The 14,914-nt window shown below is 66.7% G+C and carries 12 protein-coding genes; 2 read left to right on the top strand and 10 right to left on the bottom strand.

Annotated features, from left to right (window positions below; genetic code table 11):
- Positions 1-6 precede the first annotated feature (6 nt).
- A complete protein-coding gene (locus tag NYE40_RS11470; RefSeq protein WP_339279945.1) occupies positions 7-1,926 on the top strand; it encodes a glycosyl hydrolase family 18 protein in 1,920 nt (639 codons plus the stop codon).
- Positions 1,927-2,044: 118 nt separating this feature from the next.
- Here the strand turns inward: NYE40_RS11470 and NYE40_RS11465 are convergent, their stop codons facing one another.
- From NYE40_RS11465 to NYE40_RS11430, 8 genes are all read right to left on the bottom strand, one after another.
- Positions 2,045-2,884 carry a DegV family protein gene (locus NYE40_RS11465; RefSeq protein ID WP_028599655.1) on the bottom strand — a complete coding sequence of 280 codons (840 nt, stop codon included), beginning with the start codon at positions 2,882-2,884 and terminating at the stop codon, positions 2,045-2,047.
- Positions 2,885-2,989: 105 nt separating this feature from the next.
- A complete protein-coding gene (locus NYE40_RS11460; protein WP_101809093.1) occupies positions 2,990-3,565 on the bottom strand; it encodes a GNAT family N-acetyltransferase in 576 nt (191 codons plus the stop codon).
- Between the two features lie 99 nt (positions 3,566-3,664).
- Positions 3,665-4,732 (bottom strand): hydrolase, encoded by a 1,068-nt coding sequence (locus tag NYE40_RS11455; RefSeq protein ID WP_101809092.1) that lies wholly within the window; start codon positions 4,730-4,732, stop codon positions 3,665-3,667.
- Positions 4,733-4,748: 16 nt separating this feature from the next.
- Complete coding sequence (locus NYE40_RS11450; protein WP_028599658.1) at positions 4,749-6,971, bottom strand: cellulose biosynthesis cyclic di-GMP-binding regulatory protein BcsB; 2,223 nt, start codon at positions 6,969-6,971, stop codon at positions 4,749-4,751.
- Positions 6,972-6,982: 11 nt separating this feature from the next.
- Complete coding sequence (locus NYE40_RS11445) at positions 6,983-8,233, bottom strand: glycosyltransferase (RefSeq protein WP_339280049.1); 1,251 nt, start codon at positions 8,231-8,233, stop codon at positions 6,983-6,985.
- Between the two features lie 12 nt (positions 8,234-8,245).
- Positions 8,246-9,658, bottom strand: a complete 1,413-nt coding sequence (locus tag NYE40_RS11440; RefSeq protein WP_028599660.1) for a hypothetical protein — start codon at positions 9,656-9,658, stop codon at positions 8,246-8,248.
- Positions 9,651-10,493, bottom strand: a complete 843-nt coding sequence (locus tag NYE40_RS11435) for a diguanylate cyclase (RefSeq protein WP_028599661.1) — start codon at positions 10,491-10,493, stop codon at positions 9,651-9,653. The genes NYE40_RS11440 and NYE40_RS11435 overlap by 8 nt, the downstream gene beginning before the upstream one ends.
- On the bottom strand, positions 10,445-11,968 hold the full coding sequence (locus tag NYE40_RS11430) for a hypothetical protein (protein WP_028599662.1): 1,524 nt from the start codon (positions 11,966-11,968) through the stop codon (positions 10,445-10,447). The genes NYE40_RS11435 and NYE40_RS11430 overlap by 49 nt, the downstream gene beginning before the upstream one ends.
- A gap of 273 nt (positions 11,969-12,241) precedes the next feature.
- Between NYE40_RS11430 and NYE40_RS11425 the strand changes: the two genes are divergently transcribed.
- Positions 12,242-13,312, top strand: coding sequence for a CobW family GTP-binding protein (locus NYE40_RS11425; protein ID WP_028599663.1), 1,071 nt, complete (start codon positions 12,242-12,244; stop codon positions 13,310-13,312).
- 78 nt (positions 13,313-13,390) lie between these two features.
- Here the strand turns inward: NYE40_RS11425 and rpmG are convergent, their stop codons facing one another.
- Both rpmG and NYE40_RS11415 read right to left on the bottom strand, forming a co-directional pair.
- Positions 13,391-13,540 carry a 50S ribosomal protein L33 gene (gene rpmG / locus NYE40_RS11420; protein WP_028599664.1) on the bottom strand — a complete coding sequence of 50 codons (150 nt, stop codon included), beginning with the start codon at positions 13,538-13,540 and terminating at the stop codon, positions 13,391-13,393.
- A gap of 36 nt (positions 13,541-13,576) precedes the next feature.
- Complete coding sequence (locus NYE40_RS11415; RefSeq protein ID WP_028599665.1) at positions 13,577-14,773, bottom strand: GTP-binding protein; 1,197 nt, start codon at positions 14,771-14,773, stop codon at positions 13,577-13,579.
- Between the last annotated feature and the right edge of the window lie 141 nt (positions 14,774-14,914).

Raw genomic sequence — 14,914 nt, 5'->3', positions numbered from 1 at the left:
CACCCGATGAAATTCGCTCCGCTCGCCGCCGCGGCCGCCTTTGCGATCGGCTTGCAGGCTTTGGCGGCGCCGTCCGCCGGCGCCGCCAAATCGCTGTCCGCCATCACCCAATACCGAGTCTACCAGAACGACCGGCCCTTGCAGGAGTTCGCCAAGCAGGCGGACGCCGAAGCCTACGCAGCCCGCTATGCATACAGCCGCGTGGAGCGCATCGCGGACCGCGCGTGGCTGTGGGACAACCTGCCCCGCTACAAGGTTTATCTGAACGGCCTAAGCCGTCCCGAATGGGAGTATGCCGGCTACGCCGCCGCGCGGGCCAAGGCGGACTCGCTGCCGTCAGCCCAGATCCGCGACCTGCAGCAGCCCGGCTGGGTGTACAGCAAGTCGCCGCGCTACCGGGTCTATCAGGGCGGCAGCACGAAGCCTGAATGGGCTTTCTCCACGCTGAAGGCAGCCAAGGCGGAGGCCGCCCGCTGGGCGAAGTCCCATATCGTCGACATCGAGGCGGCGGCGTGGATCTGGGACAGCTATACCGCCGAGCAGGCCAAGCAGGCTCGCGCCGCCAAGCCCGTCTACGCGGTCGAAACCAGCGCAGGCGTTCGGCAAAGCGCCTACTCGTTCCTCAAGGACGCCGCGCTCGCCGCCGCCGAGCTGCCCGGCAGCCGGGTCGTCCACGCGGCGACCGGAGCCGTGCTGTTTTCGCGGGAAGCCTCCTACGAGGTGCGGCAGGGCGGCAAGCCGGTCGCCCGCTACTTCGCGCTGCAAAGCGCACTGGCCAAAGCCAAGACGCTCGCCGGCTCGCAGATCATGCAGGGCGGGCTCATCTGGTGGACGAACGAGCCCTATCTGACGGTGATGCAGGGAGACAAGCCGCTGCGCAGCTTCCATACGCGCCAAAGCGCCCTCTCCTACGCGCTCGGCTACGCCCGCAGCCGCATCGTCACCGCCGACAGCCGCGTGCTCTGGAGCCAGCCGCAGTCGCTGCAGGTGCTCGGCTGGAGCGGCACCTCCGACGAAGCCAGCATCGTCGCGCAGCTCGCCGGCACGCAAGGCGTCGACATCTCGTCGCCGTCGTGGTACGAGCTTGCGGACGCCTCCGGCACGCTCAAGGACGACTCGCTGCCCGAGCTCGCCGCGGCGCTCAAGCAGCGCGGGCTCAGCGTGCAGCCGCTCGTCCACAACGGCTTCGATCCGAAGCGGACGAGCGCATTCCTGGCCGACGGGAAAGCCCGCGCCGCGTTCGTCTCGAAGCTGACCGCCAGCCTGAAGAAGCTCGGCGCAGACGGCCTCAACCTCGACTTCGAGAGCGTCGCGGGCAAGGACCGCGCGCTCTACAGCCTGTTCGTCGGCGAGCTCGGAGCCGCCCTGCGCAAGGCCGGCATGACGCTCACGGTCGATCTGCCGCGCGGCGACACCGCCTGGGACCATCTGACCGCATACGACCATCAAGCCATCGCGGAGGCGGCCGACCGGATCGTCATCATGGCGTACGACGAGCATTGGCAGGGCAACGACGAGGCCGGACCGGTGAGCAGCCTCGGCTGGGCCGAAGGCGGCATCCAGCAGTTCCTCTCCTATGGCGTGCCGCGCTCCAAGCTGCTGCTCGGCGTTCCGTTCTACGTCCGGCTCTGGGAGCTGGACAGCTCAGGCGAGCCGCTCGGCAGCCGCGCCGTCGCGATGAAGGACGTGCCGCAGCTGATCAGCTCCAAGCCCGTCTACGCCTCGCTGGACGAAGCGGCCGGCCTCACGAAATACACCTACGCCGAGAACGGCAGCACCTATGTGTTCTGGGCCGAGACGGAGCAAAGCGTATCGAAGCGCATCGCGCTCGCGAGGAAGTACGATCTCGCGGGCATCGCCGCCTGGCGGCTCGGCTACGAGCCGGCGTCGCTCTGGACGGCCGTATTGAAGCAGAAGCAATCCTAACTTATTTTTTTCGGAGCGAGCAGCGCTGAACGCCGAAAAAAAAGCTTGCCGATTCGCCTGAGGGGCGAACGGCAAGCTTTTTTGGATTTCCTTGGATGGAGGCTGCGTATGCCGGCGGTCAGAACGCGACGCCGATGCCTCCGCGGCCCGCGTACGTGCCCATGACCGGTCCCATGCAGGACAGATGGACCGCCCGGAACGGATGCTTCGCCAGGATGCGCTCCTTGACGTCGAGCGCCAGCTGCTCGCTGCCGCTATGGACGATGGCGATCTCCGAGTTCTCGTAGTCATGCTCCTTCTCGTCGAGCTTGGCGAGCAGGCTGCCGACGGCCTTGCGGAAGCCGCGCGTCTTCTCGACGACTTCCACCTTGCCCTCGCCGCTGATGCGCAGCAGCAGCTTGATGTTCAGCACGGAGGCGACGCCCCCGGACAGCCGGCTTAGCCGTCCGCCCTTGATGACGTTTTCAAGCGACTCCAGCGTAAAGTAGGCGCTCGTCTGCTCAATGATCCGCTCCGTCCGCTCCTTGAGCTCGGGCAGTCCGCAGCCGCCCTCGGCATAAGCGGCCGCCATCGCCACGATGCGGGACAGCCCGCCGGAGAAGCTGCGCGTATCGATCACCTCGATGCCGCGTTCGAAGCCTTCATCGAGCAGCATGTCCTTCGCGATGAGCGCGGACTGATAGGTGCTGCTTATATTGGACGACATGCAGAGGACGAGCAGGTCGCTGGCCGGATCGGCGTTGCGGAACGCTTCCAGAAAGACGGCCGGGCTCGGGCTGGCCGTCGTCGGCAGCTCGCTGAACGACTCCATCTTGTCGTAAAACGCTTCGGCGCTTGTCCCTTCCGCCATCGGACCGTCCGGAAACGTCACGGTCAGCGGAACGATTTCGATGCCATAGCGGGCTTGCAGGGGAACGGGCAAATCAGAACCGCTGTCTGTTATGATCTTGATCGGCATAGGTGGGCTCCTTTCGTTCAGGAGACATTATACCGGATCGGCTCCCTTCCCAGTAGTCACAAATATAACTTGTCAAACCCGCTTCTTTATGCTATGAGAAGCGATTCAGCCGTCCAGCTCCGCGCCTCTCACCTTGGCGAACACCATCGTATCGCGCCGGCTGCCGTCAGGCGACAGGTCGTTTCCGCGCAGCACGCCCTCGAGCGTGAAGCCGCAGCGGCGGGCGACCGCGGCGCTGCGCTCGTTGCGGGCGTCGCACCGGATCTCGATCCGATGCGCGCCGAGCCGGCCGGCGGCGAAGGCGGTGATCGCATGGACGGCCTCCGTCACATACCCTTTGCCTTCCTCGCCCGTGCGCACCCAATAGCCGAGCTCGAAGCATCTCGCCTTCCAGTCGATCCGGTGCAGGCCGCTGCAGCCGATCAGCCGCCCGCTCGCGCGGTCCAGCAGCAGCAGCCGCATGTCCTCGCGCTGCCGATAGGCGATGTCCGCCCGCCGCGCGTCCAGCTCCGACTCCTCGGATGTCGGGGCCTGCTGCGCCCACGGCATCCAGACCTTGAGCCGCTCCAGGCTTTCCTTCACCGCTTCGTTGATGGCCGCCCCGTCGCCGCTGCGCGGCGCGCGGATGAGCAGCCGGCCGCTTTCGAACGGCTCGTCGATGTCGAGCAGCATCGGCTCCATCGTACCGCCTCCTCTTTCCAAGTGGGAATATGCTCCATCTTACTTGAAGGGCGGCTTCCTGGCTAGAGGCGGCCAGACGCGAAAAAACCGCCGCCCCGCTCACCAGGAGCGGATGACGGCGGCGCTTTCTTCCGAAGGGTAGTAGCGCTTGTCCGGACTGGCCTCGCCGATGGCGAACACCGAGTAGCCGAGAAACGACTCGCGCCCGCGGAACGCGTCCCGGTACGCCTCGAACAGCCGGGCCTGCAGCTTGGCGTCCGGCGCATCGGACGGCGCGGAATTCCACGGCTCGCTCGCCGCGCCCTCCCGTGCGGGAAAGCCGAGCTCGCCGAAGAAGTACGGCTTGCCCCATCGCTGCGCCAGCTCCTCCAGCTCGGCGGGCACGTCCTGGCCGCGCCCGTGGCGCTCCGCATGCCTCAAAGCCGCCTTGAGCTCGGCCGTCGATGGCGACAGCTTGTCGGTCAGCTCGAAGTATGCCGCCACCGAGATGAAGTCGACCTCCGCCCACAGCGGGTTGTCCCGCTTGGCGCGGAATGCCGCGAGGCTGGCCTCGTCCCAATCCGCCGTGTACCACCAGTTCGTCTTGTAGGTGACGAGCCCGCCGTACTGCGCCTTCAGCTCCTTCAGCAGCCGGATCCAGTCGCCGCTGCGGCTTTCCAGATGGACGAGATTGGACGCCGCCACGACCGCCTCGACCTGCAACGGAGCGGCCAGCTCGCGCACGAGCGGCTGCAGCACGTCCTCCTGCCAGTGGCGGAAAAAGGCTTCGGGCTCCGACGGATTCCATGCCGTCTCGGCGACGCTGCCGTCCGCGATCCACGGATACGGCTCCAGCAGCACGCGGATGCCTCGCGCATGCAGCATCGGGATGATCCGGCGCGCCTTGTCCAGGCTTGCCTCGTCCAGCTCGAAGCGGCTCGCCCGCGAATCGGCGACGTTCACCGCGACCGGCACGTTGACGGCGTTCAGCTCGAGCCGCCTCGCATCGTCCAGCGCCGTCTCGATGACGTAGTCCGTCGACAGGTTGCCGGAGCGGATGCCGCCCTCGAGCAGCGGCCTCATACCGTCATCGTTGCCGGCGGCAAGCCACCAGGCCGCCGCGCCGATGAGCAGCGTCCCCGCCGCGCCGAGCGCGAGGACGCCGCGGCTGAAGCTCCTGCGCGCCATCCTCATCCCTCCTCGATCAGCTTCGGTTTTTGCGGTATTTGCGCCAGATCAGGATGATGCCGAGCAGCAGCAGCAGCAGGATCGTGCCGAACAGGATCGCGAACAGCCTCGCTTCTCCCGAGCTCAGGCTGACCCGCTCCGCTACGCCCGGACTGCCTTCATCGGCGAAATAATGGTTCAGCGCCTTCTCCCAGCGGTCGACCAGCGTCGCGTTGCCGACGAGTTCGCTGCCGTAGGAACGCATCGACAAATAGTTCTCCGCCTGCTGCAGGCTCTCCTCCTCGGGCGCCGTCACGGCGAGCAGCGAGCCGCCGCCCTCCGCGGCGGGGAGCAGCTGGATCGAGGCGAGCCGCGCCGCGAAGTCTGGCAGCAGCCGGCGCTTCTCGTTGCCGACGAAGCGGGCGAGGCCGCTGTCGTACGGGAACCATATCCGCTGGGCCGCCGAGCGGATGAGCTCGCTTTGCTGCGGCGTGCCGACGGCAATCAGCTGCAGCCCCTTGAGGCTGTCCGACTGCCACGGAGCATCGGCACGCGCCTGCAGCGAGCCGCTGTTGTCGGTCAGGTAGGATCCGAGCCGGGCGGCGATGCGGGCCTCGCGGCTCAGGTCGGTCCAGCCGCCGCCCGGGAGGACAAAGGCGGCGGCATTCCAGCGGCCGTTCTTGATGAACGGCCACGGATAATGCTCCAGCAGCAGCGCGCGCTCGTCCTCGGCCGGCAGGCTGACCGTCGACTCCGGCGCGATGTACGCCCACGGCGTCTGCTCGCCGGGACGGATGCAGTCGTAGCCGGTCATCTGCAGGTCGAACGCCACGCTCATCGCCAGATAGCCCGACTGGGCCGCGCCGCTCGGAATCGGCACCTCCCAGACGTCGCCGTCGGCCGACTCGGCGTCCAGCTTCTTGCTGCCGGCCGGGATGCCGTTGACGTAAAGCGTTGCGAGCGACTGGTCGAAATTCAGGTTTTTCGCGTATTTGAGCTCGAAGCGGGCTTTCGCTCCCGGCAGCACGAGCTTGTTGGACGGCAGCTTCACGTCGAAGTCGGCCTGCTGGCGGAACGGTCCTTGCGCCTGAAGCCCTTGCGGATAGCCGAGCTCCTCGAACGTCCAGCGATCGCGGGAGGCATCGGCGGCCGGCCGGTTCACATTCGTTCCGCGCGGCAGCAGCACGGCGCTGCCGTCCAGCTGGGCGACGAGATCGGGATTTTGCAGCAGCCGGGCGGCCGTGTCGAGACCGCTCTCGTCCGCCCCGGATACGATGCCCATGAGCAGCCGTCCCGGCTGCAGCGGCGATTCCGCGCGGAACAGCAGCGTGCCCTCGGCCAGCCGGCCGAGCGCGTCGGCCGGAGCCGCCGCCTTGAGCGCCTCCGGCATCGAGGAGGCAGGGCCGACATAGAGCAGATGGTCGCTCCGATGCTTGCCGGCGGCAACCTCGGCATAGACGCCCATATGCAGTCCCGGCAGCCCTTCCTCGACGGTCAGGCCGAGCGCGGCCGCCGTCTGCAGGCCGGCGGCGACGGCGGCGGGCGACGCTCCGTCCGGCAGCACGATCGACGTGCCTTCGCCGCGGCGCTCGCCCGCGTCCGGCACGAACGGATACGGGAACTGGCGCAGCTCGCCCGTCGCCGCCTGCTCCTCGTAGTCCGCCTGCAGGTAAGAGCCTTCGCCGACAAGCAGCCAATTCTCGTCGGAGCGGTCGTCGGCGCAGATCTCGAACCGGTCGTCCGCATGGCCAAGCGACAGCCGGATCTCGTTGACGCCCGCGGCCAGATCGGCTCCGGAGATGGCAAGATCGAGGCTGCGGCCGCCCTCGCCGATCTCGGCCAGGCGCAACGATCGCGACGGCTTGCCGTTCACCTCGACCGTCAGCGCGGAATCCGCGGCCAGACGGCTCGAGCGCAGCTCGAGATGGAGCATGCCCGAGCGCAGCTCCCAATGCTTGCCGAGGGTGAAATACGTCGATTGAGCGGAGTAATAGCCTTGGAGCTTTACATCCTTGCCGTATGGAAGACGGATCCGGCTCGAGCCGTCCGGCGCCTGCATGACGGCCGGCGACAGGCTCCTCCCGGGCGCCGGAGAGCTCTCCGGCGCCGCCGATGCGGCTGGCGCGACCGATACGGACGGGTCCGCCGGCTGCGCCGACGCGGACGGCGCGGGAGACGGCGCTGCCGCGTCTACGGCGGCCGCGAGCGGCGAGGTCAGGATCGAAAGCAGGACAGCTGCGGCCACGATCGTTTTTTTCATGGACATTCTCCTTAGAACCGTTCCGTCTTGTACCATCGGGCTTCCCGCCGCAGGATGGCATCGCGGATGAATTGGTAGACTCCCTGCAGGGCGACGACGAGCCACAGCTGGCAATACGTGAAGTACATGATCGCGACGAGCGCGATGTTGCGCGGGCGGCTCTGCCCCTTTTCCATGCTGAGGGCAAGCGCCATCTCCAGCACGAACACGAGGAACGCCATCAGCCAGAGCAGCAGCGTGTTGCCGACGATGTTGTACTCGATCAGGCCGAGGATGCCGAGCACGAAGATCGCGTCGGACAGCAGCGCCGAGCTGAGGAACAGGAAATAGACCGAGCAGAAATAGATCAGGTCGAAGCGGATCCGCTTCGACTCCGGAGAGAACAGCAGCGGAATGTTCTTGAGCAGGACGTAGATGTTGCCCTTCACCCAGCGGCTGCGCTGCTTCATCCAGACCGGCACCGTCTCCGGCTCCTGCTCCCAGGTGACGGAGAGCGGCATGTACTGGATCCGGTAGCCGAGGCGGTAGATGCGGAAGCTGATTTCCGTATCCTCGGCGATCGCCTTCGTATCCCAGCCGCCCATCTGCTCGATGATGCTGCGGCGGACGACGAAGTTGGTGCCGGGTATCGTGCACAGGCCGAACAGCTCCCAGCGTCCCGCCTGCACCATCCACTGGAAGCCGAGCGTCTCGATGTTGATGAAGCGGGTCAGCCAGTTTTTGCTGCCGTTGCGCGTGCGGAACTTGCCGATGACCGCTCCGAGCCGGTCGTTCCGCCAAAGCGTGTGGATGAGGATGCGAAGCGCCGAGCGCTCCGGCGTATTGTCGGCGTCGTAGACGGCCAGCACCTCGCCGGTGCTGACGGCGTAGCCGTTGTTGAGCGCGCCGGACTTTCCTTTGCCGCCCGTCTCCGGACCGGTCGTCAGGATGCGCAGATTCACGTCGGGACGGCTGCGCTGCAGCTCCGCGAGGATCGCTCCTGTGCCGTCGCTGGAATTGTCGTTGATGACGATGATCTCCAGCTTGTCCTTCGGGTAGTCGAGCTCCATGAGCGCGCCGACCGACTGGCCGATCACCTTTTCCTCGTTATGGGCCGGGATGAGCACCGAAACGGTCGGATAGTCGTCCAGCGGCTCGTCCACGCGCATCTGCAGCGTTTTCAGGTAGTAGCGGTATCCGCCTGCCGTGAGCACGATATTGATGAGAAGCATGATCCAGATGCAGACCATGCAATACAGAAAGAGGTAATCGATCCAGCCCAGCTGCTCCATGGCTCACCTCAGATGCTTTCTGCGATTGATCTGGCGGCCGACGACAAACGCCGCCGTAAACGCCCCCACGACGAGGACCGAGACGACGAACAGCACGGACAGGACGTTCTGGACGCCGCGGTTCACCGTCGTCAGCCCCCCATCCGCCGGCGGCGCGGCTGTCGGCTCGGGGACTTCGGGAGCGGTCCAGGACGCGGGACTGCCGTTCAGCAGCGTCTGCCCGTCCCGGCGGACGAGCGACTGCTCCTCCCAGACGATCCGGCTGTCCACGGAGGCGGGATCGGCGAATGCGGTCCCCCGCCCCAGCTCCGCCTCCACGGCGGCCTGGAACGCGGCCAGCGGCAGTCCGGCCTCGAACGCGAAGACGCGGGCGGAGCTCTCCGGAAGCGGCGCTTCGCCCTCGGCGCCGGCCGCCGGCGCCAGAGCCGCGTAGCGGCCCATCCACGCCTGCGCGGCGTCGAGATCGCGCGAGAAGCCTTGCCAGCCGGCTCCCTCGACGAACAGGTCGGCGGAAGCGGCGAGCCCGCTCCATTCCGGATCGAACAGCAGATCCGGCGGACCGGCGAGTCCGGCCGGATAGACGCCGCGGCTCACATAGGCGTACATCGAGCGCGCGCTGAGCACCGCGGCATCGTCGGTATCGGTCGCGCCGGTCACTTCGTGGCCCGACAAATACGAGTCCCACTCGTCCGGCGGCGTCCAGCCGGCGAGCGGACCGAGCAGCGCGACGCCGCCGAGCTCCTGCATCCGGCGCAGCGTCTCGTAATAGCCGTCCAAGGAAGGCGAATCGCCGCCCGTGAACAGCGGACGCAGCTCCATCCAGTACGGAATGCCGCGCTCGTGCAGCCAGGCGGCCTTGCGCTCCAGCTCCTCGCGATCGAGAAACGGGCTGATGCCGCTCAGAAGCGCGTACGTCGGCGCCGACACGCCGGAGGCGTCGAGCCAGCCGGCGAGCTGACGCGCCGCCGCGGCCAAGCCGTCCGTCGTATCCAGCAGCACCGTATCGCCTCCGGCGGCGCCGGACGGCAGCGGCAGCCCGCTTCGGAACGGCTCCTCCGCGCCCCCGGCAACAACGACCAGATCCGCCTCCTGCAGCTGCTCCGGCCGCGCGTCTCCGCCGCGGACGAAGCCTACGGCGGCATAGGGCCCGCGCAGCATCCGGTACAGCTCGATCAGCCGCTCGCGCCCGTCCCGGCTGTTCCACTCGCGCCCGTAGACGACGAGCGCCTTGCCGCCCTCCGGCTGCGCCGCCTGGCGCAGCGCCGGAGAAGAATCCGCGCGGAAAGCCGGCGTAGCGGCGGATGCGGGAGACGGCGCGGCGGCCGGCAGCAGCAGGAGAACGAACAGGAAGCAGCAGACGAGCCTCCGGCCGGCCGCATGCCTCGCCGCGCCGCCGGCATGCCGCGCGCTACACATCGTACTCCATGTCCTTTTCGGCCGCGCGGCGCAGGGAAAGCGGATCCGAAGGCTCGGAAGGATCGTAGGCGGCGAGGCCGACGCGAAGCTCGAGCCGCACCGTGACCGCCTTGGCCGCTTTTTGCAGATCGTACGAATAGATGCTTTCCTTGATGCGCGATTTGACGACCTGCGCCCCTTCCCGGTCGCCGAGCAGCAGCAGCGCGAACGTGCGCCCGTCCTCGAGGATGTAGCTGGAGTCCTCGGTGCGCGTGCTCTCGCCGAGCCGCTTGCCGATCCAGGCGACGACGTCCTTCATCGCCTCGCCCCCGACGATGCCGCGGATGTCGTCATAGTAGTCGAGCCGCACGAGCATGACGCTGAGCGGAAGCTCGTAGCGGCGGGAGAGGCTCATGAACTGGCCGAGCACGGCGTAGAAGACGCGCGCGTTCTCGAGCCCGGTGATCTCGTCGATCGTGACGAAGTCCGAGTAGCGCTCCCGCATGCGCAGGTTTTCCTGCTGGATGGAGCGGATCAGGCCGCCGATGACCGCCGTGAGGACGGCGACGAGCGGCAGCAGCACGAGCCAGTAATACACCTGCGACTCGATGCCCTTGCCTTGCATGACGCTGCCGTACATCACATAGCTGCCGTAAAAGAAAATGCAGACGGCCGAGGCGGTGAGCGCGATCATGAGGCCGCTCAGGTAGGACAGCACCGCGACGGCGAACAGCGCGCTCAGCAGCAGCGTGTTTTGCAGGTAGCTGTCCTTTGGAAGCAGGACGAACCAGTTGACGATCCCGTAGCTCAGGACGGCAAGGACGATGACCCAGATATCGAGCTTTTTGACTTCCATTTCGTTTTCCCAGCCTTCCCGCGCAGGCGCAGCCTTTGCATGATCTTGTGCGCGACCCAGCCGGCCATCAGGCCGAACATGAGGTCGAAGCAGACGTTGTAGAGGAACAGATGCTTGGCCAGGTCGGCATCGCCCGCGCCGAGGAACGACACCCCGAGCTGCGACAGGCCGATCAGGCCCGGCAGCGCGAGCGCCTCGAGACGGAACTGGTCCGCTCTGCGGCGGCCCCTCCAGGCCGCGACGTAGAGATAGGCAAGCCCGCCGTAGAAGACGGCGTAGAACAGGACGATGAAGCGGAACGTGCCCGGGAACAGCTGCTGCTTGAGGCTGCTCCACCCGGAGAAGAACGACGACTTCGCTCCCGGCTCCCGGCCGGCGCTTTTTTCGTAGTTGCCCATCGCCGTCGGGCGGATCTGGTAAGCGTGGCTCGCGGCCTCGTTCAGCTTGTCGATCGCCCGGTCCGCATGCAGCGCATAATAGCGAAGCAGCGCCAAGTAGCCGAACTTGGAGTAGAACTCCTCCTGCATGAGCTCGGATTCCACCGGCTCCAGCTGGTACTTGTCGTAATACGTCGTGCCCGCCAGCACCGCGAACTTCGGATCGAGCCCGATCTCCTGCAGATCGCGCTCCGGATGCTCCGTGTTCTGGAGGATGCCGCGCGTCACGGCGTGGTACTGGTTGATATGCTTGATGTCGTCGGACATCAGGCCGTAGGTGAGGACGCTGACCGCCGCGACCGCCGCCGCGCCGCCGATCGCCAGCCGCCGCAGCCGCCTGCTTTGGTACAGAAACGCCGCGCGCAGCCCGAGCAGCGCCAGCAGGATGCCGGCCGGAGCGTTCTGCTGCTTGGCGGCGGCGAACAGCCCGGCGGCGGCGACCCAGGCGGCGAGCCAGCCCGCCGAGCGGCGGTCGAGCTCGGGCAGCCGCATGAGCAGCGCCATCGTCAGCAGCAGCAGCACGTAGGAAGCCGGCTCCCCGTAAAAGGAGCTGAAATAGGCCGTATAGCCCGTGTCGGCGAGAACGAACACGGCGATCAGCGCCGCCGCGGCTGCCCCCGCCGCGGTCAAGCGCTCGGCCGCCTGCCTCACGATCAAGTAGATCGCCGCCAGGAACAGCGCCGCATACAGCGCGGCGATCGCCCGCATATCGAAGCGGTTGTCGCCGGTCAGCAGCAGGTCCGCTCCGATCGCCCCGCGGATGAACAGCGACAGCGAGGAGATGAAGGCGGTGTTGGAGTCGTACGGATATTCGCGGACGCCGTAGATGCGGTTGTAATAGTCGAAATGCCGGTCCTCGTACGTCTCGTTCAGATCGTACAGGCCCGGGTTGTGGATCTCCCGAAAGAAGTCGCCATTGTCCGCCATGCCGAGATACGGCTTGACGAACAGCGCCGTCAGGATGACGATGGCGGCCGCAAGCGCGGCGGCGGCGGCGATTCGAGCCGGATGCTTGGTGCGCCGTGCCTCGTCGAGCATGTCCGGCTTCCCTCCTCTTCTCGAAACCGACGGCGGATTGCGTCGATTCGTCACATCATCTATACCCAATATTTAACGATAACTCCCAAGCGTAATAAAGATATTTTTCGCAAGCTCCTCTAATCTTACGCAAAATAGCCTTTGGCACAAGGCCAAAGGCGGTTCTTCCAGCAGATTCCTGACTCGCGCGGACCGCTCGGCGATGCGGCTTGCGGTACTACTTGGAAGCGGCTGTCCATATCCTTCTTTAGGAAGGAAAGGAGAGTGCCGACGATGAGCGTTCCCGTATATTTGCTGTCCGGATTTCTCGGAAGCGGCAAGACGACGCTGCTGCTGAGGCTGCTGGAGGAATGCGCGCGCCGGGAGCTGAACGCCGCCCTGCTCATGAACGAGCTGGGCCAGATCGACGTCGACGGCAGCCTCGTCTCCGAAAAGCTGCGCCTGCCCGTGCGCAAGCTGCTGGACGGCTGCCTGTGCTGCACGAAGCGCAGCGAGCTGGAGTCGAGCCTCGTCTCGCTTGCCCGTACGGTGCCGGATGTCCTGTTCGTCGAGCTGACCGGGGTAGCCGATCCGGCGGAGCTGCGGGAGCTGCTGCAGGACGGCGGGACGGCGCATGCGGCCGGTCTGGAGCTGGCTGCGGTCGTCACGGTCGTCGACGCCGGCACGTTCGCCGAGTACAACAGCCGCTTCAGCGCCGATCGCGAGCTCGTGCGCACGCTGCGCAGCCAGGTGGCAAGCGCGGATCTCGTGCTGCTCAACAAAGCCGATACGGCGCCGGAGGCACAGCGTCTCAAGGCACGGCGGGCCGTCAAAAAGCAAAATGCGGCAGCCGCCGTCCTGGAGACGGAGCGCTGCCGCATCGATGCCGCTTCCTTGCTGCATGGGATTCACCCGCGCCGAAGCGCTGCCGGAGCGGCGGCGTCACGGGGAGATGCCGCCCCGGCCGGAGCCGTCCCCGGCGCTTCGGCCGGGACGGGCCCTTCCATGGCCGGAACGGCGGCGGCCGCATCCCGCACGCTGAAGACGCTGCCGACGGCGCAGCCGCTCGCGGACCGCTACAGCGGCGGCTCCCTGCGCTCGCTGACGCTGCCCGCTCCGGCCGGCACCCAGCCGGAGCGGGCCGAGGTCGAGCGGTTCCTGCGCGAGCTCGGCGACGGCCTCGTGCGGGCCAAAGGCTATCTGCGCCTCGGCGGCGAGACGCTGCTGCTCCAGCATGCCGGAGGGCGCGCGGAGTGGGAGCCTGCCTCTTATCCCGGCCAGCCGTACCTCGTGCTCATCGGCTCGGCCCTTGACGAGGGACCGCTTCGCGAGCGCTGGGCGTCCCTGTACGGCAGCCGGCCATGAGCCGAAGCCGTCGTTCCCGGCTGCAGCGCCGTCCGCTTCCCGGCTGCGCTTGCCTAGCGGCAGCGGCAGCCCGAATCGTCAGCGCGTCTCGCGGTGAAGCGTCACCCGTTTCAGCCGCGGGCTGTATTTTTTCAGCTCCAGCCGTTCGGGATTCGTCCGCTTGTTCTTGGTCGTCGTATAGTTGCGGTCTCCCGTCTCCGTGCACGCCAGCGTGATCGTCACTCTCATCCATCGTCACCTCCTTGGTCGAATATCCGGGGCCGCTCAGGCCGGAATGCTCCCTCCGGGAAGCAGATCCGCGAACAGCGACCAGTCGGACGCGAGCTCCGCCTCCGTCAGCAGGCAGCGGTCGAGCGAAGCGGTGACCGTCTCCGGGTCCAGGCCGATGCCGATGAAGACGATCCGGTTCACCCGATCGCCGTAGACGGGATGCCAGCCCGCCGCGAGCTCGGCGTCTTCCCGCTTCAGCTGCTCCTGCTCCTCTCGAGGCAGCGCCGCCGCCCAATATCCCGCCGGTCCGAAGCTGATCGACGGCCCGGCCTGGCTCAAGCTTTGAGCCGTCTGCATCCGCGAAGCCAGCCAGACGTAGCCTTTGGCGCGGACGACCTGCTCCGGCCAGTCCCCCAGCCAGCGCCGCAGCCGCTCCGGATGGAATGGGATACGGCGGTCGTAGACGAAGCTCGAGATGCCGTATTCGTCCGTCTCCGGCGTATGCGCCGGCTTCGCCAGCTCCTTCATCCAGCCGGCAGAAGCCGCTGCCTCGCCATAATCGAACAAGCCCGTATTCAGGATGGCGGAAGGCTCTACCCGGCCATGCTCGGCGCGGATGAAGCGGGCGCGCGGCTGCAGCCGGCGCAGCACGCCCTCGAGGCGTTGCAGCTCCTCCTCCGGCACGAGATCGCATTTGTTCAGCACGAGCACGTCGCAGAACTCCACTTGATCGAGCAGCAGGTCGGAGACGTCGCGGGTGTCGTCCTCGCCGACCGCCTGGCTGCGCTCGAGCAGCGACTCGCCGGAGCTGTAGTCGATCCAGAACCGGTTGGCATCGACGACCGTCACCATCGTATCGAGCCGGCAGTAGCGGGTCAGGTCGATGCCGAGCTCCTCGTCCACATAGGAGAACGTCTGCGCGACGGGCACCGGCTCGCCGACGCCGGTCGATTCGATCAGGATGTAGTCGAAGCGGCCTTCCTTGGCCAGCCGCTCCACCTCGACGAGCAGGTCCTCGCGGAGCGTGCAGCAGATACAGCCGTTCGACATCTCGACGAGCTTCTCGTCGAGGCGCGACAGGCCGCCGCCTTCCTTGACGAGCCCGGCGTCGATGTTCACCTCGCTCAGATCGTTGACGATGACGGCGACCTTGAGGCCATCACGGTTGTGGAGCACATGGTTGAGCAGCGTCGTCTTGCCGGAGCCGAGATAACCGCTCAGGACGGTGACGGGAAGCAGGGATTGAGTCATGGGAATCCTCCTATAATGTAATTTTTACGATCTTTGGGCAAGGAACAAGCCGGCCTCAGCCAGCTCGGTTCATGGATCAATCCGCCTATCCTATCGTTATATTTACGATTTGATGACGGGAAAACAGCTCGATCCGGCGCT

Origin of the sequence: Paenibacillus sp. FSL W8-1187 (genome assembly GCF_037965485.1) — a bacterium.
GTDB classification, from domain to species: domain Bacteria; phylum Bacillota; class Bacilli; order Paenibacillales; family Paenibacillaceae; genus Paenibacillus_O; species Paenibacillus_O pasadenensis.
Note: the sequence above shows the minus strand (reverse complement) of the source record. Positions and strands in the feature narration are given on the sequence as shown.